Origin of the sequence: Clostridium sp. (assembly GCF_051278035.1) — a bacterium.
GTDB lineage: Bacteria > Bacillota > Clostridia > Clostridiales > Clostridiaceae > Clostridium_AD.
On record NZ_JBNMNU010000023.1, the window covers coordinates 12,333 to 33,698 of the forward strand.

The following is a 21,366-nucleotide window of genomic DNA, read 5'->3' on the forward strand; positions in this document are numbered from 1 at the left end:
TTTAAAATGGCTAAAAGTATATTGTTTGGAGAAGATGCAAGAAGAGCTATGCAAAGAGGTGTAGATAAGCTTGCAGATACAGTTAAGATTACACTAGGACCAAAAGGAAGAAATGTTATTTTAGATAAAAAATTCGGATCGCCACTCATTACAAATGATGGTGTTACTATAGCAAGAGAAATAGAATTAGAAGATGCTTATGAAAATATGGGAGCTCAGCTTGTTAAAGAAGTTGCTACAAAGACAAATGATGTAGCGGGTGATGGAACTACTACGGCTACACTACTTGCTCAAGCTATAATTAGAGAGGGCCTTAAAAATGTTACAGCTGGTGCAAATCCTATGCTAATAAGAACTGGTATAAAAAAGGCTGTAGATAAAGCTGTTGAAGAAATTAAAAAATATTCTAAACCAGTTAGCGGTAAAGAAGACATAGCTAGAGTTGCTGCTATATCAGCAAGCGATGAAGAAATTGGAACTCTAATAGCTGATGCTATGGAAAAAGTAGGTAATGAAGGCGTTATAACTGTAGAAGAATCAAAATCTATGGGAACTGAACTTGATGTAGTTGAAGGAATGCAGTTTGATAGAGGATATTTAAGTCCATATATGGTTACAGATTCAGAAAAAATGGAAGCAAATCTTGAAGAAGCATATATTTTAATAACAGATAAAAAAATTACTAACATACAAGATATACTTCCAATACTTGAGCAAATTGTTCAACAAGGAAGAAAGCTTCTAATAATTGCTGAGGACATTGAAGGTGAAGCATTAGCTACATTAGTAGTTAATAAGCTTAGAGGAACTTTTACTTGTGTAGCTGTTAAAGCACCAGGTTTTGGTGATAGAAGAAAAGAAATGCTTCAGGATATAGCAATTTTAACTGGTGGAGAGGTTATATGTGAAGAACTCGGACGTGAACTAAAAGATGTTACTCTTGAAATGCTTGGAAGAGCAGAGAGCGCTAAAATATCCAAAGAAAATACTACAGTAGTAAATGGAAAAGGCGAAAAGAAAATAATTCATGATAGAATTTCTCAAATCAAAAAACAAATTGAAGAGACTACTTCAGACTTTGATAAAGAAAAATTACAAGAAAGACTTGCAAAACTTGCAGGTGGAGTAGCCGTAATCAAAGTTGGGGCTGCTACTGAAACAGAATTAAAAGAGAAGAAACTTCGAATAGAAGATGCTCTTGCAGCTACAAAAGCAGCAGTTGAAGAAGGAATTGTTGCAGGTGGTGGAACAGTTTATATTAATGCTATTGTTGAAATCGCTAAATTAACATCAGATATATCAGATGTTCAAGTAGGCATTAACATAATCAAAAGAGCTTTGGAAGAACCATTAAGACAGATAGCTACAAATGCTGGAGCAGAAGCTTCAGTTATAATAGAAAAAGTAAGAGAAAGCGCTGGAGAGATTGGATATGACGCTTTACGTGGAGAACTTGTAAATATGATAAAAGCAGGAATTGTTGACCCAACAAAGGTTGTAAGATCAGCACTTCAAAATGCAGCATCTGTTGCAGCAACATTCTTAACAACAGAAGTTGCGGTAGCGGATATTCCTGAAAAAGGTTCAGCACCTATGGGTGGAGCACCAGGAATGGGAATGGACGGAATGTACTAGAAGTAAATTGAATTAGAAATATATATAGCAAAAAAAATTAGCTAGGCATTTGCCATAGCTAATTTTTTTTTATCTTGGGTATATGGTAAGAAATATTCGTTGACAATTGCTTAAGTATTAACTAGAATGGTATAATAACTTTAAAATAAATAACGAAACTCATATATCCCTTGAATATGGCAAGGAGTATCTACGGTCAGCCACAAATTGACCACTATGAGTAATCTTAGTATGAACTTATTTTAGGCATGCTAATTTTACTTTAGCCAAAGTAGGATTAGTATGCCCTTTTATAATTTATAAAGGTTGCATATATAAATATTTTTATGTTAATTATAAAGATGAATCAAAAATAAAATTATGAAGGGCGTTGATTAAATGGCAAAGATTCTAAAAAAGGCATATACATTTGACGATGTATTGTTAGTTCCTAATAAGTCAGAAGTATTACCTCGAGATGTGAGTTTAGTTACTAACCTTACAAGGAAAATAAAACTTAATATACCTCTAATGAGTGCGGCAATGGACACTGTTACCGAATCTAGGATGGCTATTTCTATGGCTAGAGAAGGCGGAATAGGTATTATACATAAGAATATGAGCATTGAGAGACAAGCTGTTGAAGTAGATAGAGTTAAAAGACAAGAAAATGGTATAATTACTGATCCTTTCTTCTTAGCTCCAGATAATATTTTAGAAGATGCGTTAGCATTAATGAGTAAATATAGAATATCTGGAGTTCCAATTACAACAGATGGTAAATTAGTTGGAATAATTACTAATAGAGATATAGTTTTTGAAACTGATTATAGCAAGAAAATTAAAGACATAATGACAAGTGAAAATCTAATTACTGCACCAGAAGGAACAAGCATGGAGGAGGCTAAACAACTTCTTAAAAAACATAAAATAGAAAAGTTACCTTTAGTGGATAGTAAAAATAACTTAAGAGGACTTATTACAATAAAAGATATAGAGAAAACTATAAAATTTCCGGATGCGGCTAAGGATTCTAGAGGTCGATTATTGTGTGGTGCAACTGTTGGTGTTACAACAGATATGTTGGAGAGAGTAGCAGCCCTCGTAAAGGCTGGAGTAGATGTAGTAACGGTAGATACAGCTCATGGCCATTCTTTAGGAGTATTGAACGCTGTAAGTCAAATAAAATCTGCATACCCAGAGCTTCAAATAATTGCAGGAAATATTGCAACGGCAGAGGCAACTAAAGATTTAATTGAGGCTGGAGCAGATTGTGTAAAGGTAGGAATAGGCCCTGGATCTATTTGTACTACAAGGGTTGTAGCAGGAGTAGGAGTGCCACAGCTTACAGCAGTTATGGACTGCGTTGAAGTGGGAAATAAATATGGAGTACCTGTTATTGCAGACGGTGGTATAAAATACTCCGGAGATATAGTAAAGGCATTAGCAGCAGGTGCTAAAGTGGTGATGATTGGTTCTATGTTCGCAGGATGCGAAGAGGCACCAGGTGAAATGGAAATATATCAAGGAAGAAGCTATAAGGTATACAGAGGTATGGGTTCTCTAAGTGCTATGGCCTCTGGAAGTAAGGACAGATATTTCCAAGAAGGAAATAAAAAGTTAGTGCCAGAAGGAGTAGAAGGAAGATTACCATTCAAAGGAAGCGTTATAGAAACTATATATCAGATGATCGGTGGTATACGTTCAGGGATGGGATATTTAGGATCTAAAAATCTAGAACAATTGTTTGAAACTTCAAACTTTGTTGTTCAATCTTCAGCAGGACTTAGAGAAAGTCATCCACATGATGTATCAATTACAAAAGAAGCACCAAATTATAGTGTTAGTAGCTAATGAAAAAGCTTGAACTTATAGGAGGGAAATAACATTGATTAATAGAGAACTTATTTTAGTAGTTGACTTTGGTGGTCAATATAATCAGCTTATAGCAAGAAGAGTAAGAGAAAATAATGTCTATTGCGAAATAGTGCCATACACATGTTCTGTTGAAAGAATAAAAGCGATGAATCCGAAAGGATTAATATTTACTGGTGGACCTAACAGTGTATATGCTGATGGCGCACCAAAGCTTGAAAAGGAAATATTTGAACTAGGTGTTCCTATTTTAGGAATATGTTATGGAGCTCAGTTAATGGCCAGTATGTTTGGCGGCGAAGTTATAACACCTAATGTTCGTGAATATGGAAAAATAGAAGTTGATTTAAACAAGGATGCTGTTATTTTTGCAGGGATAGAAGAAAACCAATGTTGGATGAGTCATACAGACCACATTTCCAAAGTGCCAGAAGGATTTGATATAATTGCAACCACTGAAGATTGTCCAGTGGCAGCTATGGCGAATGTTTCTAAAAAACTCTATGGAGTTCAATTTCACCCAGAAGTAAAACATACTCTTTTTGGTGAAGAAATGCTTAGAAAGTTCCTATATGATGTATGCGAAGTTAAAGGCGATTGGTCAATGTCATCATTTGCAAAAGAAAAAATTAAAGCTATTAAAGAAGTAGTTGGAGACAAAAAGGTGCTTTGTGCACTGTCTGGTGGTGTAGATTCATCAGTTGCTGCAATGCTTGTACATAAAGCAATAGGGGATCAATTAACTTGCGTATTTGTAGATCATGGCCTACTCAGAAAAGATGAAGGAGACCAAGTTGAAAAAATGTTCAAGGGTAAATTTAATATGAACATAATAAGAGTTAATGTTCAGGACAGATTCCTAGGTAAACTTAAAGGGATAAGTGATCCAGAGACAAAGAGAAAGATAATTGGAGAAGAATTTATAAGAGTTTTTGAAGAAGAATCTAATAAACTCGGACAGTTAGATTTCCTTGTGCAAGGAACTATATATCCAGACGTAGTTGAAAGCGGAACGGCTACCTCAGCTACTATAAAAAGTCATCATAATGTCGGGGGCCTTCCAAAAGACATGCACTTTAAACTAATTGAACCTTTAAGAGAACTATTTAAAGATGAAGTTAGAGCGGTTGGAGAAGAAATTGGTATTCCGCATCACTTAGTATGGAGACAGCCATTCCCAGGACCAGGCCTTGCTATAAGAGTGCTTGGAGAAATAACACCTGAAAAATTATTTATAACTAGTGAAGCAGATGCAATATTTAGAGATGAAGTTGCTAAAGCAGGACTTGAAAGTGAAATATGGCAGTACTTTGCATGCCTTCCTAACATCCAATCCGTTGGTGTTATGGGAGATGAGCGTACATACTGTCATACGGTGGCTCTAAGAGCTGTAACTAGTTCAGATGGTATGACATCAGATTGGTCTAGAATACCTTATGAGGTGCTTGACAAGGTGTCTAGAAGGATAGTTAATGAAGTTAATGGAGTAAATAGAATTGTTTATGATATAACCTCAAAACCGCCTTCCACTATTGAGTGGGAATAGACTTAACCGTTGAAAATACTAGATGTATTAATAAAATAAGTAGATGAAAATTGGTTATGATATATGCTATTAAGTTAGCACATCATAACCTACTTTTTTTGATATTTTTCAATAAATAACATAACAAGGAATTTATTGTACTATTTTATAAAAATATGGTAAGGTATTTATGGTGTATCTTTATTTTTAGGGGGAGAAGCAATGCGAAATATTACCGAAATTATAACTGGAATTATAATGATCATTAGTTATCTTATAGGTCTGGGGTTTATTGTTATCGGAGAAATAGGGTTTAAAAAATTGAAAAAAGAGTTTAGAAAGATAAATTGTGATGTATCGGAGACAGAAAGAAAAAAACGCCTCCCATATATGATATCGGAGATGGAAAGAAAAAAACGTCTCCCATATATAATATATAGATTAGTAGGATGCTCTATTCCTGCAATCACTTCATTAATTATTTTAATATTAGTTTACTGTAATAGTGTCTAATATATCCTTTCCTTAGAGGTATAATCTTAGCAAAACTCTAAAATAGAGGGTTGCGGTCTTTTGTTTTATCTCTTTAAATAACTATCCACAGCACTATGCCGGTAAAAAAAGTGGTAATATGGCGACTTGGTCGATTTAATAGCATAATAAGGCAGTTATTGTACTATTTTTGAATATATGGTAATATTTAAAAAGAAATAATTATAAATTATAAAAGAATTAATTAGGGGTGGCTATGAATGGAAACAAATTTAAATGAGTTTAAACAAGAAGTTAATGTTAATGAAATTCCAATGACAGTAGGACAATGGTTGGTAACAATGTTAGTAATGGGTATTCCAATTGTAGGTTTTGTATTAGCAATAATTTGGGCAACAGGACACGATGTAAATAGAAGTAAGAAAACCTTTTGTCAAGCATCATTAATATTTGGAGCAATTATTCTAGTATTATATGGCATAAGTTTTGCGATATTTGCTGGTGCAGTGGTGAATGGTATGAGTGGTATGAATTATTAATTATTCATTAATGACGTATTGAGAACGCGGGTAAATAATTATCCGCGTTCTTCTAATATAAAACTAAAGTAATTTTTTTATATCAAACAAAGAATTTTGAACCAACCAATTTTGAGGAAAGTACTTACCGATAGTCCAGTAACTAACTCCACCTAAATTATATTCATTCGCCGTCCTTAGCTTAACGTTTATACTCCTAGCATCTTCGAACCAAACTACATGTTTTCTTCCATTAGTAGCGTAATAGTTAAAAAATGGTGCTTGAGCAGTATAGTCATATTGAATAGACGCTTTTACTCTTCTTGCAAGATCTACTGCTTCTACATTTCCAAGTGCAACAGCCTTAGTTCCTGGTTTAAAAGGCAAAGTCCAATCATAGCCATAATTAGGTATTCCCATAAAAATTTTTTTGCTTGGAATTGCTGTTACCGCATAATCAAGAATTTTTTTAACGTTATTAATTGGAGCTACAGCCATTGCAGGACCAGAAGTATACCCCCATTCATAAGTCATAAGTATTACATGAGAAACTGTGGCACCATGAACAGGATAATCATGAGCTTCATAAAGCAATCCTTTTATATTTCCGGAAGGTTTAGGGGCTAGAGCAGTAGTGACGGTATAGCCTAAAGGCGTTAGTTTAGCTACCGTTTTGCGTATGAAATCATTATATTTTTCCCTGTCTTTTGGGTAGATGTATTCTAAATCGATATCTAAGCCATAATAATTTTTACTTTTTAATGTACTAATTATGTTATCTAACAATGTGTTTTGTACAGTTTCATCTGTAAGTAGAGTGCTTGCCAAATCACTATCAAAGCCGCCGCCTTCTTTTAAATTTGTAATTACCATCATAGGAGCTACTTTAGCTTTTCTTGCAGCAGCTATTAAGGGGGCATCATTTATGCCTTTTAGTGATCCGTTAGCTAGTACTTGATAACTAAATATACTAAGGTATGTTAGACTTGGAAGTGTTTTTACAAGCACATCCATATTCGTAGAAGGGAGAGCATAGCCATTAACTTCAATAGTGCCTAATTTTCCTGGTGATGGTGGTATATTAATGATCTGACCGGCGTAAAGTAAATTAGAAACACTAAGACTAGGGTTCGTAGAATATAAACTTGCAATAGTTACACCGTACATTTTAGAAATGGCATAAAGTGATTGACCAGAAATGATTTTGTGGGGCCTTGTCCCTTGAAGTATTACGATAGTTTGGCCTACCACAAGGTCAGCTGGATTATTAAGTTCATTATCTAAAACAATTTTAGTATATGGGACTCCGTATAACTTAGAAATTCCGTATAAGCTTTCACCGCTTTTCACAACATGAATAATCAAAAAAAGATCACACCTTATAAAGTAATATAATTTAATATATGCAACAGAACGCAAGAGAATACATGCAATATTATTTAAAACATAATGTTCTGTTAAATAATACAAAACAAATAACTGATAAAAAAATAAATATCTGGTGTTTTATATTCGTTTAGATCTATGAGTAAGAGTGCAATCTGCAATATAATTTGCTTTTATTTTTAATTATGAACAATAATTTATCATGTTATTTTGCGAAATAAAATATAAACTTACAAATTAATGTTGAATTTTTAGAATAATATGATTATAATTGTAATTAGATATATGGAGGATTGAATTTATGAAACCGTAATCATTTTTTAAACGCATTATTTCCTGCATATAATTCTATAAAAACAAGGGGGAGACAATCATGTCTGAACAAAAAAAAGTGGCGCAGGAATTTAAACCTTATATTTCTGCGGATAAAGTTTTACCGGAATTTACTCTGACCGCAGTTTTACTTGGTATTTTAATTTCAGTTATTTTCGGTGCGGCTAATGCTTATCTAGGATTAAAAGTAGGTATGACAATTAGTGCATCGATTCCTGCTGCGGTAATTTCAATGGGAATTATTAGAGGTCTTCTTAAAAAAGAATCCATACTAGAGAACAATATGGTTCAAACAATTGGATCAGCCGGTGAATCTCTGGCGGCAGGTGCAATTTTCACATTGCCAGCCATGTTTATTTGGATGGAAGAATGGAATGAGGGTGCGCCAAGCCTACTAACCATAACAGCCATCGCTTTAGCTGGAGGAATTCTTGGAGTTCTTTTTATGGTTCCATTAAGAAAAGCATTAATTGTAAAAGAACATGGAACATTGCCTTACCCAGAAGGTACAGCTTGTGCTGAGGTATTACTTGCTGGAGAAGAGGGCGGAGAAAAAGCAAAAATTACATTTATAGGACTTGGAATTGGTGCCGCATATAAATTTATTACGGGCGGATTCAAATTATTTCCTAGTGAAATAGAGACTGTTATTCCGGGTTATCAAGGAGCAGCTATCGGGGCAGATGTTTTACCAGCATTACTCGGTGTTGGATTTATCATTGGACCTAAAATTTCTGCATACATGTTAGGTGGAGCAGTTATTGGATGGTTTGCGTTGATTCCTTTGATTACAAACATTGGTAGCATGGGAGTTGTGATTTTGTACCCAGCAGCGGTACCAATATCTCAACTAGACTATTGGGGAATTTGGGATAATTATATAAGATATGTAGGTGCGGGAGCAGTTGCATTCGGTGGTGTTTTTAGTTTGGTCAAGTCAATACCACTTATTATAAGTACATTTAGGGATGCCATGAAAGATTATTCTACTAAAAGTGATGGCACAGGTACCATTAGAACAGATAATGATATGCCAATGAAATTTGTAATAATTGGTGTTTTAGCTGTTATATTGGCTATGATGATGACAAGTATTATACCAGTAGGACTTGTTGGTGCTATACTAATTGCGATTTTTGGTTTCTTTTTTGCAACTGTTTCCTCAAGAATCGTTGGTCTTGTAGGAAGTTCTTCAAATCCAGTATCAGGAATGACTATAGCTACACTTATTGTTACGGCTATCGTTTTTAAGGCAACTGGAAATGATGGTCATGCAGGTATGATTGCAACATTATCAGTAGGTGCCGTTATTTGTATTATTGCTGCAATGGCAGGAGATACATCCCAGGACTTAAAAACTGGTTACTTAGTTGGAGCAACACCAAAACTTCAACAATATGGAGAACTTATTGGTGCATTAGCTGCAGCATTCGCTATAGGTGGTGTTTTGATATTATTAAATAATGCATGGGGATTTGGTTCACCTGAATTGCCTGCACCTCAAGCAACACTTATGAGGTTAGTTATTGAAGGCGTTATGGGTGGAAACTTACCTTGGAATCTTGTACTTGCTGGTGTAGGTATCGGAGTTGCACTTGAATTATTGGGATTACCAGTGCTACCAGTAGCTATTGGTCTATATCTTCCAATCCATTTAAGTACACCTATCATGGTGGGTGGACTCATTAGAGGAATATTAAACAAAAAACAAGAAGCAATAGGTAAAGGAATAGATAACATTAAAGATAAGATTGATTGTGGAATTTTGTATTCTTCTGGATTAATTGCCGGTGAAGGGTTAGTAGGTATACTACTTGCAGTATTTGCAGTATTTAATGTGAAACTTGACCTTGGTGTTGATTTAGGACAAATAGGAGCATTGTTCTTCTTTGGTCTTCTAGTATTCTCACTTCTTAAGTACTCTATACTTAAGAAAGATAAGATTTAAAATAAAATAATTAGTTATAAGAAATAATATAAAGAGGATATTTTTAATATCCTCTTTAAAACTTATGAAATACGAGGTGTAATCATGGCTAGAAAAATAAAGAAAAATGCTAATTATTTGAAATTGGTACCTTACAAAAATATGGATCAAAAATGGGAATTAAAAGATGATGGTTTGGTTCAGATTATTGTTATGAGGGATGGATTATTAGATAGGGCTGTGAGGATGTTTTTCAAAACACCAAAAGAAATGAAAATTGATTTAGATGCCCAGGGCAGTTGCGTATGGAAAGGTATAGACAACCAAAGGAATATTGAAGAAATCGGGAAACTCTTAATTAAAGAGTTTGGTGATAAGGCAGAGCCACTATATCAGAGACTGGGAACCTATATTAATATTTTGAGAAACAACAAATTTATAAAACTGAAAGAAGTTAGTGATTGATATGATTATTTTTATTTTAAAAGTACTACTACTTGGAGTAACTATTACATTTTTGCTTTCATGGGGATATGTAAAACAGCAAAGGAAGGCTGAGGAACTATATCGCAAGTTAGGGATTAAATGTGAAGGAAAAATAATAAAAAAAATGAAAACAGAGGGAGCTATTACTGTAAAAGAAATAGAAGAAATCATCTCTGGAACCAAGGGAACTGTAATTTGGAGTAAAAATAGAATGCAGATTACTAATTCAAAGATAGCTACGAAGACAATACTAGAAAATTTGATAAACAGTGGTATAATTACTGAAGCTATAGAAAAGGGACCTAAAAAATATTGCCTAAAATAGAAAAAATTAAAAAACCATGCTGAGATACTTAGATTTTTATAGTGTTTCAATATGGTTTTTATTTTTATTTATAACATATTATTCTAATAATAACATATTGAAGTAAAGCACTTGATTTATTTAATCTAATAAACTAGAATTAAGTGTGTTATTAAAAAAAATATAGTGAATAATAGTTAAGTAGTGTTCATAACAATAAGAAAAATAAAACAATTAATTATTGTATCAATACAAAAAGACTAACAAGGAGGAATAACAATGGGAAAAATTTTATCTTTAGATTTAAGCAAGACAATTCCGTATTTAGGCGATCATGAAATTTCTTACTTTCAACCAATGGTATCTACTGCACATAAAATGCTACACGATAAAACAGGTGTGGGAAATGAGTTTACAGGATGGGTCGATCTTCCTTTAAATTATGATAAATCTGAATTTGCAAGAATTAAGAAAGCGGCAGATAAGGTACGAGGTAATTCTGAAGTCTTAATAGTAATAGGAATAGGTGGATCATACCTTGGGTCTAGAGCAGCTATAGAGATGCTAAGTCATAGCTTTTATAATAGTATTTCAAGCGAAAAAAGGAAATCACCTGCAATATTCTTTGCTGGAAACAATATAAGTTCTACATATATGGCAGACTTAATCGATGCTATAGAGGGTAAAGATTTTTCTGTGAATATAATTTCAAAATCAGGAACTACTACAGAACCAGCTATTGCTTTTAGAGTATTTAAAGGATTATTAGAAAAAAAGTATGGAAAAGAAGGAGCAAAAGAAAGGATTTTTGCTACTACAGATATGGCTAAAGGAGCTCTAAAAAAATTAGCGGATGCAGAAGGTTATGAAACTTTTGTTATTCCAGACGACATAGGAGGAAGATTCACAGTGTTAACACCTGTTGGATTACTTCCAATTGCTGTAGCAGGTATAAATATTAACGAAATGATGAAGGGTGCAGCGGATGCAAGAGAAGCATATAGCGATGATGACTTAGATAATAATGATTGTTATAAGTATGCAGCTGCCAGAAATTCGCTATATAGAAAAGGAAAAGTTACAGAAATCTTAGTTAACTATGAACCAGCACTTCAATACTTTGGTGAGTGGTGGAAACAACTTTATGGTGAGAGTGAAGGAAAAGACCAAAAGGGAATATTCCCAGCAGCGGTTAATTTTTCTACGGATTTACATTCTATGGGACAATATATTCAAGAAGGTGTAAGAAATATATTTGAAACGGTTATTAATGTAGAAAAACCAAGAAGAGAATTTGTAATAGAAGAAGCAATTGAAGATTTGGATGGACTTAACTTTTTAGCAGGTAAAACTATGGATTTTGTTAACAAAAAAGCTTTTCAAGGAACAGTGCTTGCTCATAATGATGGAGATGTACCGAATATTATTCTAAATGTACCGGCGTTAACAGCATATAATTTTGGACATTTAGTTTACTTCTTTGAAAAGTCTTGCGCAATAAGTGGATATTTATCAGGAGTTAATCCTTTTAATCAGCCAGGAGTTGAAGCATATAAGAAGAATATGTTTGCTCTTCTTGGAAAAGCAGGATACGAAGAATTAAAAGTAGAACTTGAAAAAAGGCTTTAGAGATATGAGAATTATTGTAGATGCAGATGGTTGTCCTGGAAAACAGCTAATAGAAAAAGCTGCTAAAGATAACTCTATAGAACTTATTATGTATTGTGATATTAATCATGTTTTAAACAGTGATTATGCCTCAATAAGATATGTAGATAGTGGATTTCAAAGTGTGGATATGAAAGTAGCTAATGAGGCAAAAAAAAGTGACATTGTAATTACTCAGGATTTTGGGGTTGCTGCTATGGTATTAGCCAAAGGTGCCTATGCTATAGGTCCCAAAGGGCATGTATATGATGATACTAATATCGATAAGTTATTATTTGAGAGACATATGTCTAGTAAGGCAAGGCGTGGTGGAGGGAAAACCACTGGTCCTAAAAAAAGAACTAATGAAGACGATGAAAAGCTTTATAATAATTTACTTAAACTTATTATAAAAGCGAAAATATAGCATTAATAGTATTGAACAATAACATTTGTTATATGGAAAATAGATTTATCAACTATTTTTGTTGCATTTTAGAGGGCTAAGCAATTTTGAATTGTTTAGCCCTCTAAAAATTTAGTTAATTATATAGATGATTCGTTAAACAAGCAATAATTTTATAATTCTAAGGGCTTGAACTGTTCCATATCAAGATCATCTTTAATAGATTCGGGATAGAGTGCTGCATTATTTACTGCTTCCAATATAGGATAGTCAGCTTCATTATCTTTATCGACAGTGATATCTTTTTTCTTATAAGTAAAATCAGGATTATAAGGATCTAGTTTTTTATGGGTCATAATATTTCTCCTTTCATAAGTTATTAGATAATCTATCTTCATTTAGTTTTAGCATAATTTTTAATTTTATAATAACAAATTTATTACAATAAAATAATATAATATTTTGAAAGATTCACTTTTAGATGAATAATGAGAAATTATGTCTATAAATGAAATAAAACAATAAAACATTCTACTGTTACAAATAATGGTATTATAGTATAATGAATTAGTACAAGACTGATTTTTTTAGAAATTATTTTGTATTGTATAGTTAATTTATAGAGGTGGTTGAAGTTAAATGAATGAGATGAATATATTGTTTAGCCTAGAAAAGCCTGAAGAAAATAATAAAGAGATTGTAATAAGTGTTGAGAATAAAGTAGAAGAAAATTTAGAATATAAATTTCTAGTGGCTCTAGAGGGAATGTGGACTACCATTAAAGAATTACGTGAAGATAGCATAGCTATATGGAAGCCTGAAATTGAGGGTAGATATGCTGTAATGGTACAAGCTAAAAGAAAGGAAAGTAACAAGTCTTTTGATTATATGTCAAAAACAGATTATATAGTGGGCAAGGCTTGTGATAGGTTAATAAGCGATATTTACATAGACAAAACAGAAATAATGGTAGGTGAAAAAATAATCTTAACAGTCATAGGAACAAAAATACCTATTATGTATAGATATTGGGTACGTGAAAATGAGAATTGGCTACTTGTAAAGGATTATTCACCAGAAAACAAACTAATTTTTACGTCAAAATATTCAGGCAATCAAGAGTTTTTGGTAGAATGTAAGAACTTAGATTCTGAAAAAACTTTTGATGACTTTAAAAACATAAAATTTAATGTAGGAGCTGTACAATCCTTGCAAATTATTAGACTTAAATGTTTAACCTCGGTGGAATTACTAGAAGGAGAAGAACTAGTTTTTGAGGTAGAGGCAACACATGAGGATAATAGAATGGTATTATACAAGTTTATAAAAATCAGTTCTGAGGGAAGTAGCGTTTGTATACAAGATTATTCAACAAAAAAAATAGTCAGCTATAATGAAGAAAATAAGGGGGACTATAAGCTGCTGTGTATGGCGAAGGATATGTATTCTCTGAATGAATTTGATGATAGAGCACTGATTTATTATAGCGTAGCTCCATACGCGGAAATAGGTATATATAGTTTAACTAGTGATTTAAGTTCCCCGCAGATATGCAATACCCCTATTACGTTTAGATGCATGGCAAATGGCGGAAAAGAGTTAATGTATAAATTTAAGATTCATGGAAATTACCCTGAGGATTCTTGTTATACTAAGAAAAACAATTACACATGGACGCCAACAGAGGCTGGAGAATATAAAGTACTTTTGTGGGTGAAAGATTCATCATTTGAGGGAGAATATGAAAAACAAGCTTCTTTAGATTTTATAATTGATGATATAGTCAGTGGTAATGTAGTTATAGAGGACATAATTTTGAATAAGAAAAATACTGTACTAATAGGTGAAGCTATAAATGTAAAAGTTAGAGCAACAGGTGGAATATCTTTAAGATATAGTTTTATAGTATTTAAGAATGAAAAGGAAATAGAGAAAATTGAATTTGGAACACATGATTTTGTAGACTTTACTCCAGAGGAAAATGGAAAATTTAAACTGGAGATAAGAGTAAAGGATAAGTATTCAAAAAGAGAATTTGATTGTCATGCAGTAATATATATTGAAGCGTTAGAGTCTATACCCGCTAAAATTCAATATGTATTAATTCCACCAAGGGATTATTATATGGTGGGAGATACTGTCCCGCTGGAAATTATATCTGAAAATACGAAAAACATCCTTATAAATTATAAACTTAAAATAAATGGTCATATTGTAGAACAAACAAACTTTGTGGAACATAAAAATTATGAACTTAAACCTAAATGTAGTGGGACTTATTTGATAGAAATTGAAGTTAAAAATAAAGATAGTACAAATAATTATGATAGTAAGAGGGAAATAAAAATAGAAGTTCATGATACCGTGCCTGTAACCAATACAATGATTTTGTGTGATAGGACAAAATTTATGGTTAATGAAGCAATAACAGTCGAGACAGAAAATCGTGGTGGATCAAGCGTTGTATATGAGTTCTATCTTATGGAAAAAGGGGACTGGAACTTAGTACAAAAGTTTAGTAGAAAAAATGATTATACTTTTATGCCTTTTACTAAAGGTATTTACAGAATTCTAGTCTTAGCAAAAAGCTTTTATAAGAGTATTTCGTATGAAGATTATGATATACTAGAGATAGAAGTTAACGAATAAAAAAACAGCTTTTAAAGGCTGTTTTTTTTATGAGCAATAGTTTATATATTTATTATATAAATTATAGATAGTAGAGAAACTATAATTAGTGGCTTTGTGAAATATTTAAGGAGATGAAGATAAATGGAAAGAATAGACAAGATATTATCAAATTTAGGTCATGGTACAAGAAAAGAAGTTAAGGCATTACTTAAGAAAGGAAAAATAGAGATTGATGAAATCATAGTAACTGATAATACTACGAAGATCGATCCGGAAAATGCTATAATAAAGGTGTCTGGTGAAGAAATTAAATACAGAAAAAATATATATTTACTTATGAATAAACCAGTTGGCGTGGTTTCGGCTACTGTAGATAATTATGATGAAACTGTAATTGATTTAATAGACATTGAATATCATGCATTTAAGCCATTCCCAATAGGACGACTAGATAAAGACACGGTTGGACTTTTATTAATTACCAATGATGGTGAATTAAATCATAAGCTGATTGCGCCTAAGAATCATGTGGATAAGGTGTACTATGCTGAAATTAATAAACCTATAGAGGCAAAGGATATTGATACCTTTAGAAAAGGTGTTATATTACAAGACGAATATAAATGTATGCCAGCAATACTAGAAGTATTAAAATCAGATGAAAATGGAGCCGAGGTCATGGTCACCATTCAAGAAGGTAAATTCCATCAGGTAAAAAGAATGTTTGAAAGTGTAGACAAGAACGTTGTATTTTTAAGAAGAATGAGTTTTGGACCATTAAAACTGGACGAAAGTTTAGCGGAGGGTGAATACAGAGAGTTGTCTGAGTCAGAGATAAATTTATTGAAACAGGTTTAATCTGATTAAAATCATCATTCAATATGGCAAAAATGAATATAGTATGAATAAAGAGACTTCGATTTAAAGAAAATTTACAATAAGATTTGCAAAAACGCTTGCAAATCTTAGCGAAATTTAATATAATTAAGGTGCAAAGATAAATAAAGAGATAAATAGCCCCCTTTTTATTTGTTGTAAAACAGCCCAACCCCAAGGGCTGTTTTACTTTTATAAAAGTCAATTTTCGTAAACAAATGATAAAATATTATATTTCGACAAAATGCCTACATTAAATATAACTATTTAATGTAGGCATTTTTTAATAGATACTAGGGAAGTATATAACTATAATAGTACTATATACTAGACCAATTTTTTGTACTATAATGAAAGTGAGTAATTATAGTAATACAAGAATAATTTAAAATAAAATTCTTTTTAAAGATGAATGTTAATAAGTATGGCTTATAAAAATTCGAAAATATAGAAAGTTAGATAGGAGGAGCACTAATGGTGGTAAAAGATACTTTAATAAATTTTATGACAGAGCAAGCGTACAAACCTATGAATATAAAAGAACTCTCTAAAGTGTTTGACATTAAGAAAGGTGACATGAAAGAGTTTGCAACTTTACTCGCTGCAATGGAAGAGAAAGGTGATATAGTTAAAACGCGAACTGAGCATTATGGTATTCCACAGAAGATGGGTCTAGTAATTGGTAAATTTCAAGGGCACCAAAGAGGATTTGGATTTGTGATAGCTCAGGAAGAAAGACCTGATATATTTATTACAGCTGATAATGTTAATGGCGCGATGAATGGCGACACAGTTATTGCAAAAATATTAAAAGAAGAAAATAAAGGTAAGAAATGTGAAGGTGAAATTACAAGAATACTTGAACATGGTAATAAAACAATAATAGGAACTTATGAGGATAGTAAAAATTTTGGGTTTGTGGTAGCGGATGATAAGAGGATTGGTCAGGATATATTTATCCCGAAAGCTGAAAGAAATGGTGCTAAAACAGGTCAAATAGTAATAACCGAAATAACTCAGTGGCCAGAACAAAGAAGAAATCCTGAGGGGAGAATCGTTGAAATTCTCGGTGGCAAAGGGGACACGGGTATTGATATATTAACTGTAATTAAAAAACATCATCTGCCAGAAGAGTTTCCACCAAATGTTGAAGCTTTTGCTGCAAATATAGTTGATAAAATTCCACAAGAACAATATGCAAGGAGAACAGATTTAAGAGATTTACGTATGGTAACTATAGATGGAGAAGACGCTAAAGATTTAGATGACGCGGTATCTATTGAAATTTTGGAGAGTGGCAATTATCGCTTAGGAGTCCATATAGCTGACGTTTCTCACTACGCTAAAGAGAAAAGTGTTTTAGACGTAGAAGCTTTAAAAAGAGCGACTTCAGTATACTTAATAGATAGGGTTATACCAATGCTTCCTAAAAAACTCTCTAATGGAGTTTGTAGTTTGAATCCTAAATTGGATAGGTTAACTCTTACTTGCTTTATGGAAATAGATAAGAATGGTAAAATTGTAGACCATGAGATATTAGAAACCATTATAAAGACTAATGAGAGAATGACTTACACTGACGTCACAAAAATATTAAGAGAAAAAGACGCCGAAACAATAAAAAAGTATGATTACTTATATGAAGATTTTAAACATATGGAAGAGTTATGTAGCATCCTTAACCAAAAGAGAATGGCAAGAGGCGCTATAGATTTTGATTTTGATGAATGTAAGATAATTTTAAATGAATCTGGAAAACCTGTAGATATTGTACCTTATGAAAGAGCTATTGCAAATAGAATTGTTGAGGAATTTATGCTATCGGCTAATGAAACTGTAGCTGAGCATATGTTCTGGCTCAATGTACCATTTGTTTATAGAATCCATGAGGATCCAGATGAAGAGAAATTAATTCTTTTTAGTGAATTTGCACATAACTTAGGATACTCTATGAAGTGGGCAAAGGACATACATCCTAGAATGCTTCAAGAAGTAATAGCAAAAGTAAAAGGGAAAAAGGAAGAGATGGTGCTAAGTACGCTTTTACTTCGTTCTATGATGAAGGCAAAATATTATCCGGAATGTAGTGGTCATTTCGGTTTAGCAGCAAAATATTATTGCCACTTTACATCACCGATTAGAAGGTATCCTGACTTAGAAATCCATAGGATAATTAAAGAGGTTATAAATGGAGGCTTAAGTGAAAAAAGAACAGAGAAATTAAGAAAAGAAGTAGAAATAGCATCAAAACAATCCTCAGATATGGAAAGAGTAGCTATGGAAGCTGAGAGAGAAGTAGATGACTTAAAGAAAGCAGAATACATGAGCGAGAGAATTGGGCAAGAATTTAAAGGTATCATTTCTTCAGTAACTAATTTTGGACTCTTTGTGGAACTCCCTAATACTATAGAAGGATTAGTCCATATGACTAGTTTGGATGATGATTACTATGTATTTGACGAAAAACATTTAATGTTAATTGGAGAGAGAACTAAAAAAATGTATAAACTAGGAGAAGAAGTGAAGATAATAGTTAGTAGAGTGGATTTAACTTCTCATGAGGTTTATTTTGATTTTATAAAAGGTGATGAAGAACAAGAAGAGCACCCAGAGAAATATTCAGTTAATGAGCTAGATGAGCTTATTAAGGAATAAGACGCTGTAGTAGAATAAAATACAGAAGGGGAATTGTACCCTCTTCTGTTTATTTTGTTTAAATAGTATAATAGAAGATAGTTTATATAATCTTGAAATGAAATGTATAATATAGTATAATGATAACAATAAAGTAGGTGAGATTATGGCAAAGGATAATAAAAATAAGACATTAGTAGAAAATAGAAAAGCAAGACATGATTATTTTATAGAGGAAGCAATGGAAGCTGGCATAGCGCTTGTTGGTACAGAGGTTAAGTCCATTAGATCCGGAAAAGCTAACTTAAAAGATAGTTATGCAGATGTTATAAATGGTGAAGTGTTTATTAAAAATATGCATATTAGTCATTATGAAAATGGGAATCAATTTAATGCTGATCCATTAAGAGTCAGAAAGCTATTGCTTCACAAAGAACAAATAGATAAACTAGTAAGATTTACGGCTCAAAAGGGTTATACATTAGTTCCATTATCACTTTATCTTAAAAATACTAAAGTAAAAGTTAATTTAGGTATTGTTAGAGGTAAGAAAGATTATGATAAGAGAGATGCATTGCTTGAAAAAGATGCCAAGAGAGATATGGATAGACAGATAAAAGAAAGAATGAGATAAAAGGTAGTAATGCACCGTAAATCCATAATATTAGTACTTGATAAACCTTGCGATATGGTGTATCATTAGGTTTATAGTAAGTAACACAATAAATTAACAATATTAAAGAGATGTAAAATTGCGTTATAGATATGCAATAAGTTTCATGATTATTGCGAAGCAAAAGATTAAAATATAATCTTTTGACTATAAGGGGGCGTACTTGGTTTCGACGGGGGTACGTTGCATCGAGGAAGCGAGTCGAGGGAACCTATGGACCCGCGTCAAAAAACTATTGGGACAATTTAAACGCAAACGATAATTTAGCACTAGCAGCTTAGTTCTGCTACGTCTTACCTTTGATTACCGCGACTTAGGATAGGGCGCCGACAGCGGTGAACCGAGTCTGGGAAAGCTTTGACCTGGAAACGGAAAATATGAAGCTACCAATGCCTAAATCCCGTCAATAGGAGTTAGGAAGAGGGAAATTTAAAGTATTGACTACACTCGTAGATGCCTAGGTGTTATGACTTTCGGACAGGGGTTCGACACCCCTCGCCTCCACCAGTAAAACTCACAACTAATTAATTAGTTGTGGGTTTTCTTATTTTTTAATTTATTAGGAGTAAAGGATGAAAGGTGAGCCATAAACTTGGCCAATGAAGTTGTAGAGTAGCTTATTTTTATGATCTCAGGTTTTAATTCTTAATGAAATAAATAAACTGTCCTTTTGTAGTATAGCGTAGACGAACGAGAGCCAATACACTTGAAAGTGGCATTATGTTCTCTTGCGCAAAACCTACTTCTAAAAAAATGAGAAGCCTTTGATTCCTTAATTTAATGTAGAAAAAAATAAGGTATCTCAAAATGTTTTTAATCATTTTGAGATACCTTTAAAAATTTTACTGTTTTTTAACTTCTCTATGCCAGATAAAGAGCAAAAGGAAGGTGTATACATATTGAAAAATAAATTGTATTATTTCCGGTTTTGAGTACCAACCAAATAAAATGTAAAGAGGAAGGCCTATTACACCTTCTTTATGGTAAAACATGGTTTTGGATAGGTCGAATGCTTTAGTAAACAAAGGACTTGAAGTTGCAATAATGTTTAGTGAATTTAAAGCAGACAACCCTTCGTGAATGCCGTAGCCTAGTAAAAATCCAGATTGTAAAATCAAATATGCTAAAGTTACAGTAAATAATATTTTTAAATTTATATTTACTAAAGAAAAATAAATTAAGGTGGAAAAGATTAATGCTGCAAAAACTCCTGAAAATATAGATATTAGAGTATATTGACCAGCAAAAGTAAATATAGCAATTTCAGCACCTTCACGAGCAATCATAATAAAAGCAATACTAAATATTCCAAAAGCTGAAAGATTAGTTTTAACTTGATTTTGAACTTCGGTAACCATGTTTCTTCCATGTTTTATCATCCAATAGATAAAACTAGTTATTAATATTAGTGCTAAAATGCTCGCTGAGCTTTCCCACACTTTAGATAATTGTTCCATTTTATCAATAGATTTTGATATTGAGAATAAAATCCCACCAATTCCTATTGAAGCTAAAATTCCAAATAAAGCACCTGAAAAGGCATTTTTTCTAAAAGTAGTATTGCTGCTCTTTTTCAAATATTGAAGTATAATTACTACAATTAAAAAAGCTTCAAGGCCTTCTCTAAAACCCATAATTAGTCCTGGTAAAAAATTTTCCATTAATATAACACTCCTTTAAACATATGATATTGAAAATCGTTCTCATTTAATTATAAGGTGTATTTGTATTTATGTCAATGTATAAAGCTTTTATTTTATGTAATAATTATTTTGGTAATGACTAAGGTATACTTCATTGTGAATTGTATTTTATTATTATGCTTTAATATAGCATTCAACCCATTCTTAGAAATTACCAATACGATTCAGTTCTTTCAATGGAGAGTGATATAGTTAGGTACGGTTCGCCTACACCACTAAAACCCACAACTAATTAATTAGTTGTGGGTTTTCTTAGTGTGCCAGGCATGGCAATTAACTAGGTGGTGAAAGTCCACTGTGGGGGTCTGTAGTTACCAACCACTAGCTGAAGACAAG

At 32.5% G+C, this 21,366-nt stretch carries 17 protein-coding genes, 1 other RNA gene and 1 riboswitch; of the genes, 15 read left to right on the forward strand and 3 right to left on the reverse strand.

Annotation, left to right across the window (positions count from 1 at the left end):
- Positions 1 to 6 precede the first annotated feature (6 nt).
- The 5 genes from groL (at position 7) to ACJAX4_RS05400 (ending at position 6,045) form a co-directional block, all read left to right on the forward strand.
- Positions 7 to 1,635 (forward strand): chaperonin GroEL, encoded by a 1,629-nt coding sequence (groL, locus tag ACJAX4_RS05380; protein WP_435788429.1) that lies wholly within the window; start codon positions 7 to 9, stop codon positions 1,633 to 1,635.
- 139 nt (positions 1,636 to 1,774) lie between these two features.
- Positions 1,775 to 1,872: riboswitch (purine riboswitch) on the forward strand.
- A 141-nt stretch (positions 1,873 to 2,013) separates the two neighbouring features.
- Positions 2,014 to 3,468, forward strand: coding sequence for an IMP dehydrogenase (gene guaB, locus ACJAX4_RS05385; protein WP_435788430.1), 1,455 nt, complete (start codon positions 2,014 to 2,016; stop codon positions 3,466 to 3,468).
- Positions 3,469 to 3,505: 37 nt separating this feature from the next.
- Positions 3,506 to 5,035, forward strand: coding sequence for a glutamine-hydrolyzing GMP synthase (gene guaA / locus ACJAX4_RS05390; protein ID WP_435788445.1), 1,530 nt, complete (start codon positions 3,506 to 3,508; stop codon positions 5,033 to 5,035).
- A 201-nt stretch (positions 5,036 to 5,236) separates the two neighbouring features.
- Positions 5,237 to 5,527, forward strand: coding sequence for a hypothetical protein (locus ACJAX4_RS05395; protein ID WP_435788431.1), 291 nt, complete (start codon positions 5,237 to 5,239; stop codon positions 5,525 to 5,527).
- Positions 5,528 to 5,766: 239 nt separating this feature from the next.
- Positions 5,767 to 6,045 carry a hypothetical protein gene (locus ACJAX4_RS05400; protein WP_435788432.1) on the forward strand — a complete coding sequence of 93 codons (279 nt, stop codon included), beginning with the start codon at positions 5,767 to 5,769 and terminating at the stop codon, positions 6,043 to 6,045.
- A 63-nt stretch (positions 6,046 to 6,108) separates the two neighbouring features.
- On the opposite strand, the gene ACJAX4_RS05405 is transcribed toward ACJAX4_RS05400, so the two are convergent.
- A complete protein-coding gene (locus ACJAX4_RS05405) occupies positions 6,109 to 7,389 on the reverse strand; it encodes a glycosyl hydrolase family 18 protein (protein ID WP_435788433.1) in 1,281 nt (426 codons plus the stop codon).
- A gap of 394 nt (positions 7,390 to 7,783) precedes the next feature.
- On the opposite strand from ACJAX4_RS05405, the gene ACJAX4_RS05410 reads away from it, so the two are divergent.
- The 5 genes from ACJAX4_RS05410 (at position 7,784) to ACJAX4_RS05430 (ending at position 12,534) form a co-directional block, all read left to right on the forward strand.
- Positions 7,784 to 9,691 carry an OPT family oligopeptide transporter gene (locus ACJAX4_RS05410; RefSeq protein ID WP_435788434.1) on the forward strand — a complete coding sequence of 636 codons (1,908 nt, stop codon included), beginning with the start codon at positions 7,784 to 7,786 and terminating at the stop codon, positions 9,689 to 9,691.
- A gap of 84 nt (positions 9,692 to 9,775) precedes the next feature.
- Complete coding sequence (locus ACJAX4_RS05415) at positions 9,776 to 10,135, forward strand: PqqD family protein (protein WP_435788435.1); 360 nt, start codon at positions 9,776 to 9,778, stop codon at positions 10,133 to 10,135.
- 1 nt (position 10,136) lies between these two features.
- On the forward strand, positions 10,137 to 10,481 hold the full coding sequence (locus ACJAX4_RS05420; RefSeq protein ID WP_435788436.1) for a hypothetical protein: 345 nt from the start codon (positions 10,137 to 10,139) through the stop codon (positions 10,479 to 10,481).
- A 258-nt stretch (positions 10,482 to 10,739) separates the two neighbouring features.
- On the forward strand, positions 10,740 to 12,089 hold the full coding sequence (locus ACJAX4_RS05425; protein ID WP_435788437.1) for a glucose-6-phosphate isomerase: 1,350 nt from the start codon (positions 10,740 to 10,742) through the stop codon (positions 12,087 to 12,089).
- Between the two features lie 4 nt (positions 12,090 to 12,093).
- Positions 12,094 to 12,534: a YaiI/YqxD family protein gene (locus ACJAX4_RS05430; protein WP_435788438.1), complete on the forward strand. Its 441-nt coding sequence runs from the start codon at positions 12,094 to 12,096 to the stop codon at positions 12,532 to 12,534.
- A gap of 152 nt (positions 12,535 to 12,686) precedes the next feature.
- Here the strand turns inward: ACJAX4_RS05430 and ACJAX4_RS05435 are convergent, their stop codons facing one another.
- Positions 12,687 to 12,869: a hypothetical protein gene (locus ACJAX4_RS05435; RefSeq protein WP_435788439.1), complete on the reverse strand. Its 183-nt coding sequence runs from the start codon at positions 12,867 to 12,869 to the stop codon at positions 12,687 to 12,689.
- Positions 12,870 to 13,152: 283 nt separating this feature from the next.
- On the opposite strand from ACJAX4_RS05435, the gene ACJAX4_RS05440 reads away from it, so the two are divergent.
- From ACJAX4_RS05440 to ssrA, 5 genes are all read left to right on the forward strand, one after another.
- Positions 13,153 to 15,162 carry a triple tyrosine motif-containing protein gene (locus tag ACJAX4_RS05440; protein WP_435788440.1) on the forward strand — a complete coding sequence of 670 codons (2,010 nt, stop codon included), beginning with the start codon at positions 13,153 to 13,155 and terminating at the stop codon, positions 15,160 to 15,162.
- Between the two features lie 123 nt (positions 15,163 to 15,285).
- The gene (locus tag ACJAX4_RS05445) at positions 15,286 to 16,002 is read left to right on the forward strand and encodes a pseudouridine synthase (protein WP_435788441.1); all 717 of its coding nucleotides are present in this window, start codon (positions 15,286 to 15,288) and stop codon (positions 16,000 to 16,002) included.
- A 492-nt stretch (positions 16,003 to 16,494) separates the two neighbouring features.
- Complete coding sequence (gene rnr / locus ACJAX4_RS05450; protein ID WP_435788442.1) at positions 16,495 to 18,675, forward strand: ribonuclease R; 2,181 nt, start codon at positions 16,495 to 16,497, stop codon at positions 18,673 to 18,675.
- Positions 18,676 to 18,820: 145 nt separating this feature from the next.
- A complete protein-coding gene (smpB, locus tag ACJAX4_RS05455; RefSeq protein ID WP_435788443.1) occupies positions 18,821 to 19,288 on the forward strand; it encodes an SsrA-binding protein SmpB in 468 nt (155 codons plus the stop codon).
- Between the two features lie 192 nt (positions 19,289 to 19,480).
- Positions 19,481 to 19,834: a transfer-messenger RNA gene (ssrA, locus tag ACJAX4_RS05460) on the forward strand.
- Positions 19,835 to 20,169: 335 nt separating this feature from the next.
- On the opposite strand, the gene ACJAX4_RS05465 is transcribed toward ssrA, so the two are convergent.
- Positions 20,170 to 20,988, reverse strand: a complete 819-nt coding sequence (locus tag ACJAX4_RS05465) for an FTR1 family iron permease (RefSeq protein WP_435788444.1) — start codon at positions 20,986 to 20,988, stop codon at positions 20,170 to 20,172.
- Positions 20,989 to 21,366 lie beyond the last annotated feature (378 nt).

Excerpts from the sequence above, each read along its gene's own strand:
- guaB (WP_435788430.1), top strand. The coding sequence starts at position 2,014 with ATGGCAAAGATTCTAAAAAAGGCATATACATTTGACGATGTATTGTTA.
- ACJAX4_RS05395 (WP_435788431.1), top strand. The coding sequence starts at position 5,237 with ATGCGAAATATTACCGAAATTATAACTGGAATTATAATGATCATTAGT.
- ACJAX4_RS05420 (WP_435788436.1), top strand. The coding sequence starts at position 10,137 with ATGATTATTTTTATTTTAAAAGTACTACTACTTGGAGTAACTATTACA.
- ACJAX4_RS05440 (WP_435788440.1), top strand. The coding sequence starts at position 13,153 with ATGAATGAGATGAATATATTGTTTAGCCTAGAAAAGCCTGAAGAAAAT.
- ACJAX4_RS05435 (WP_435788439.1), bottom strand. The coding sequence starts at position 12,869 with ATGACCCATAAAAAACTAGATCCTTATAATCCTGATTTTACTTATAAG.
- ACJAX4_RS05465 (WP_435788444.1), bottom strand. The coding sequence starts at position 20,988 with ATGGAAAATTTTTTACCAGGACTAATTATGGGTTTTAGAGAAGGCCTT.
- rnr (WP_435788442.1), top strand. The coding sequence starts at position 16,495 with ATGGTGGTAAAAGATACTTTAATAAATTTTATGACAGAGCAAGCGTAC.
- ACJAX4_RS05415 (WP_435788435.1), top strand. The coding sequence starts at position 9,776 with ATGGCTAGAAAAATAAAGAAAAATGCTAATTATTTGAAATTGGTACCT.
- smpB (WP_435788443.1), top strand. The coding sequence starts at position 18,821 with ATGGCAAAGGATAATAAAAATAAGACATTAGTAGAAAATAGAAAAGCA.
- ACJAX4_RS05410 (WP_435788434.1), top strand. The coding sequence starts at position 7,784 with ATGTCTGAACAAAAAAAAGTGGCGCAGGAATTTAAACCTTATATTTCT.
- ACJAX4_RS05430 (WP_435788438.1), top strand. The coding sequence starts at position 12,094 with ATGAGAATTATTGTAGATGCAGATGGTTGTCCTGGAAAACAGCTAATA.
- ACJAX4_RS05400 (WP_435788432.1), top strand. The coding sequence starts at position 5,767 with ATGGAAACAAATTTAAATGAGTTTAAACAAGAAGTTAATGTTAATGAA.
- groL (WP_435788429.1), top strand. The coding sequence starts at position 7 with ATGGCTAAAAGTATATTGTTTGGAGAAGATGCAAGAAGAGCTATGCAA.
- ACJAX4_RS05425 (WP_435788437.1), top strand. The coding sequence starts at position 10,740 with ATGGGAAAAATTTTATCTTTAGATTTAAGCAAGACAATTCCGTATTTA.
- ACJAX4_RS05445 (WP_435788441.1), top strand. The coding sequence starts at position 15,286 with ATGGAAAGAATAGACAAGATATTATCAAATTTAGGTCATGGTACAAGA.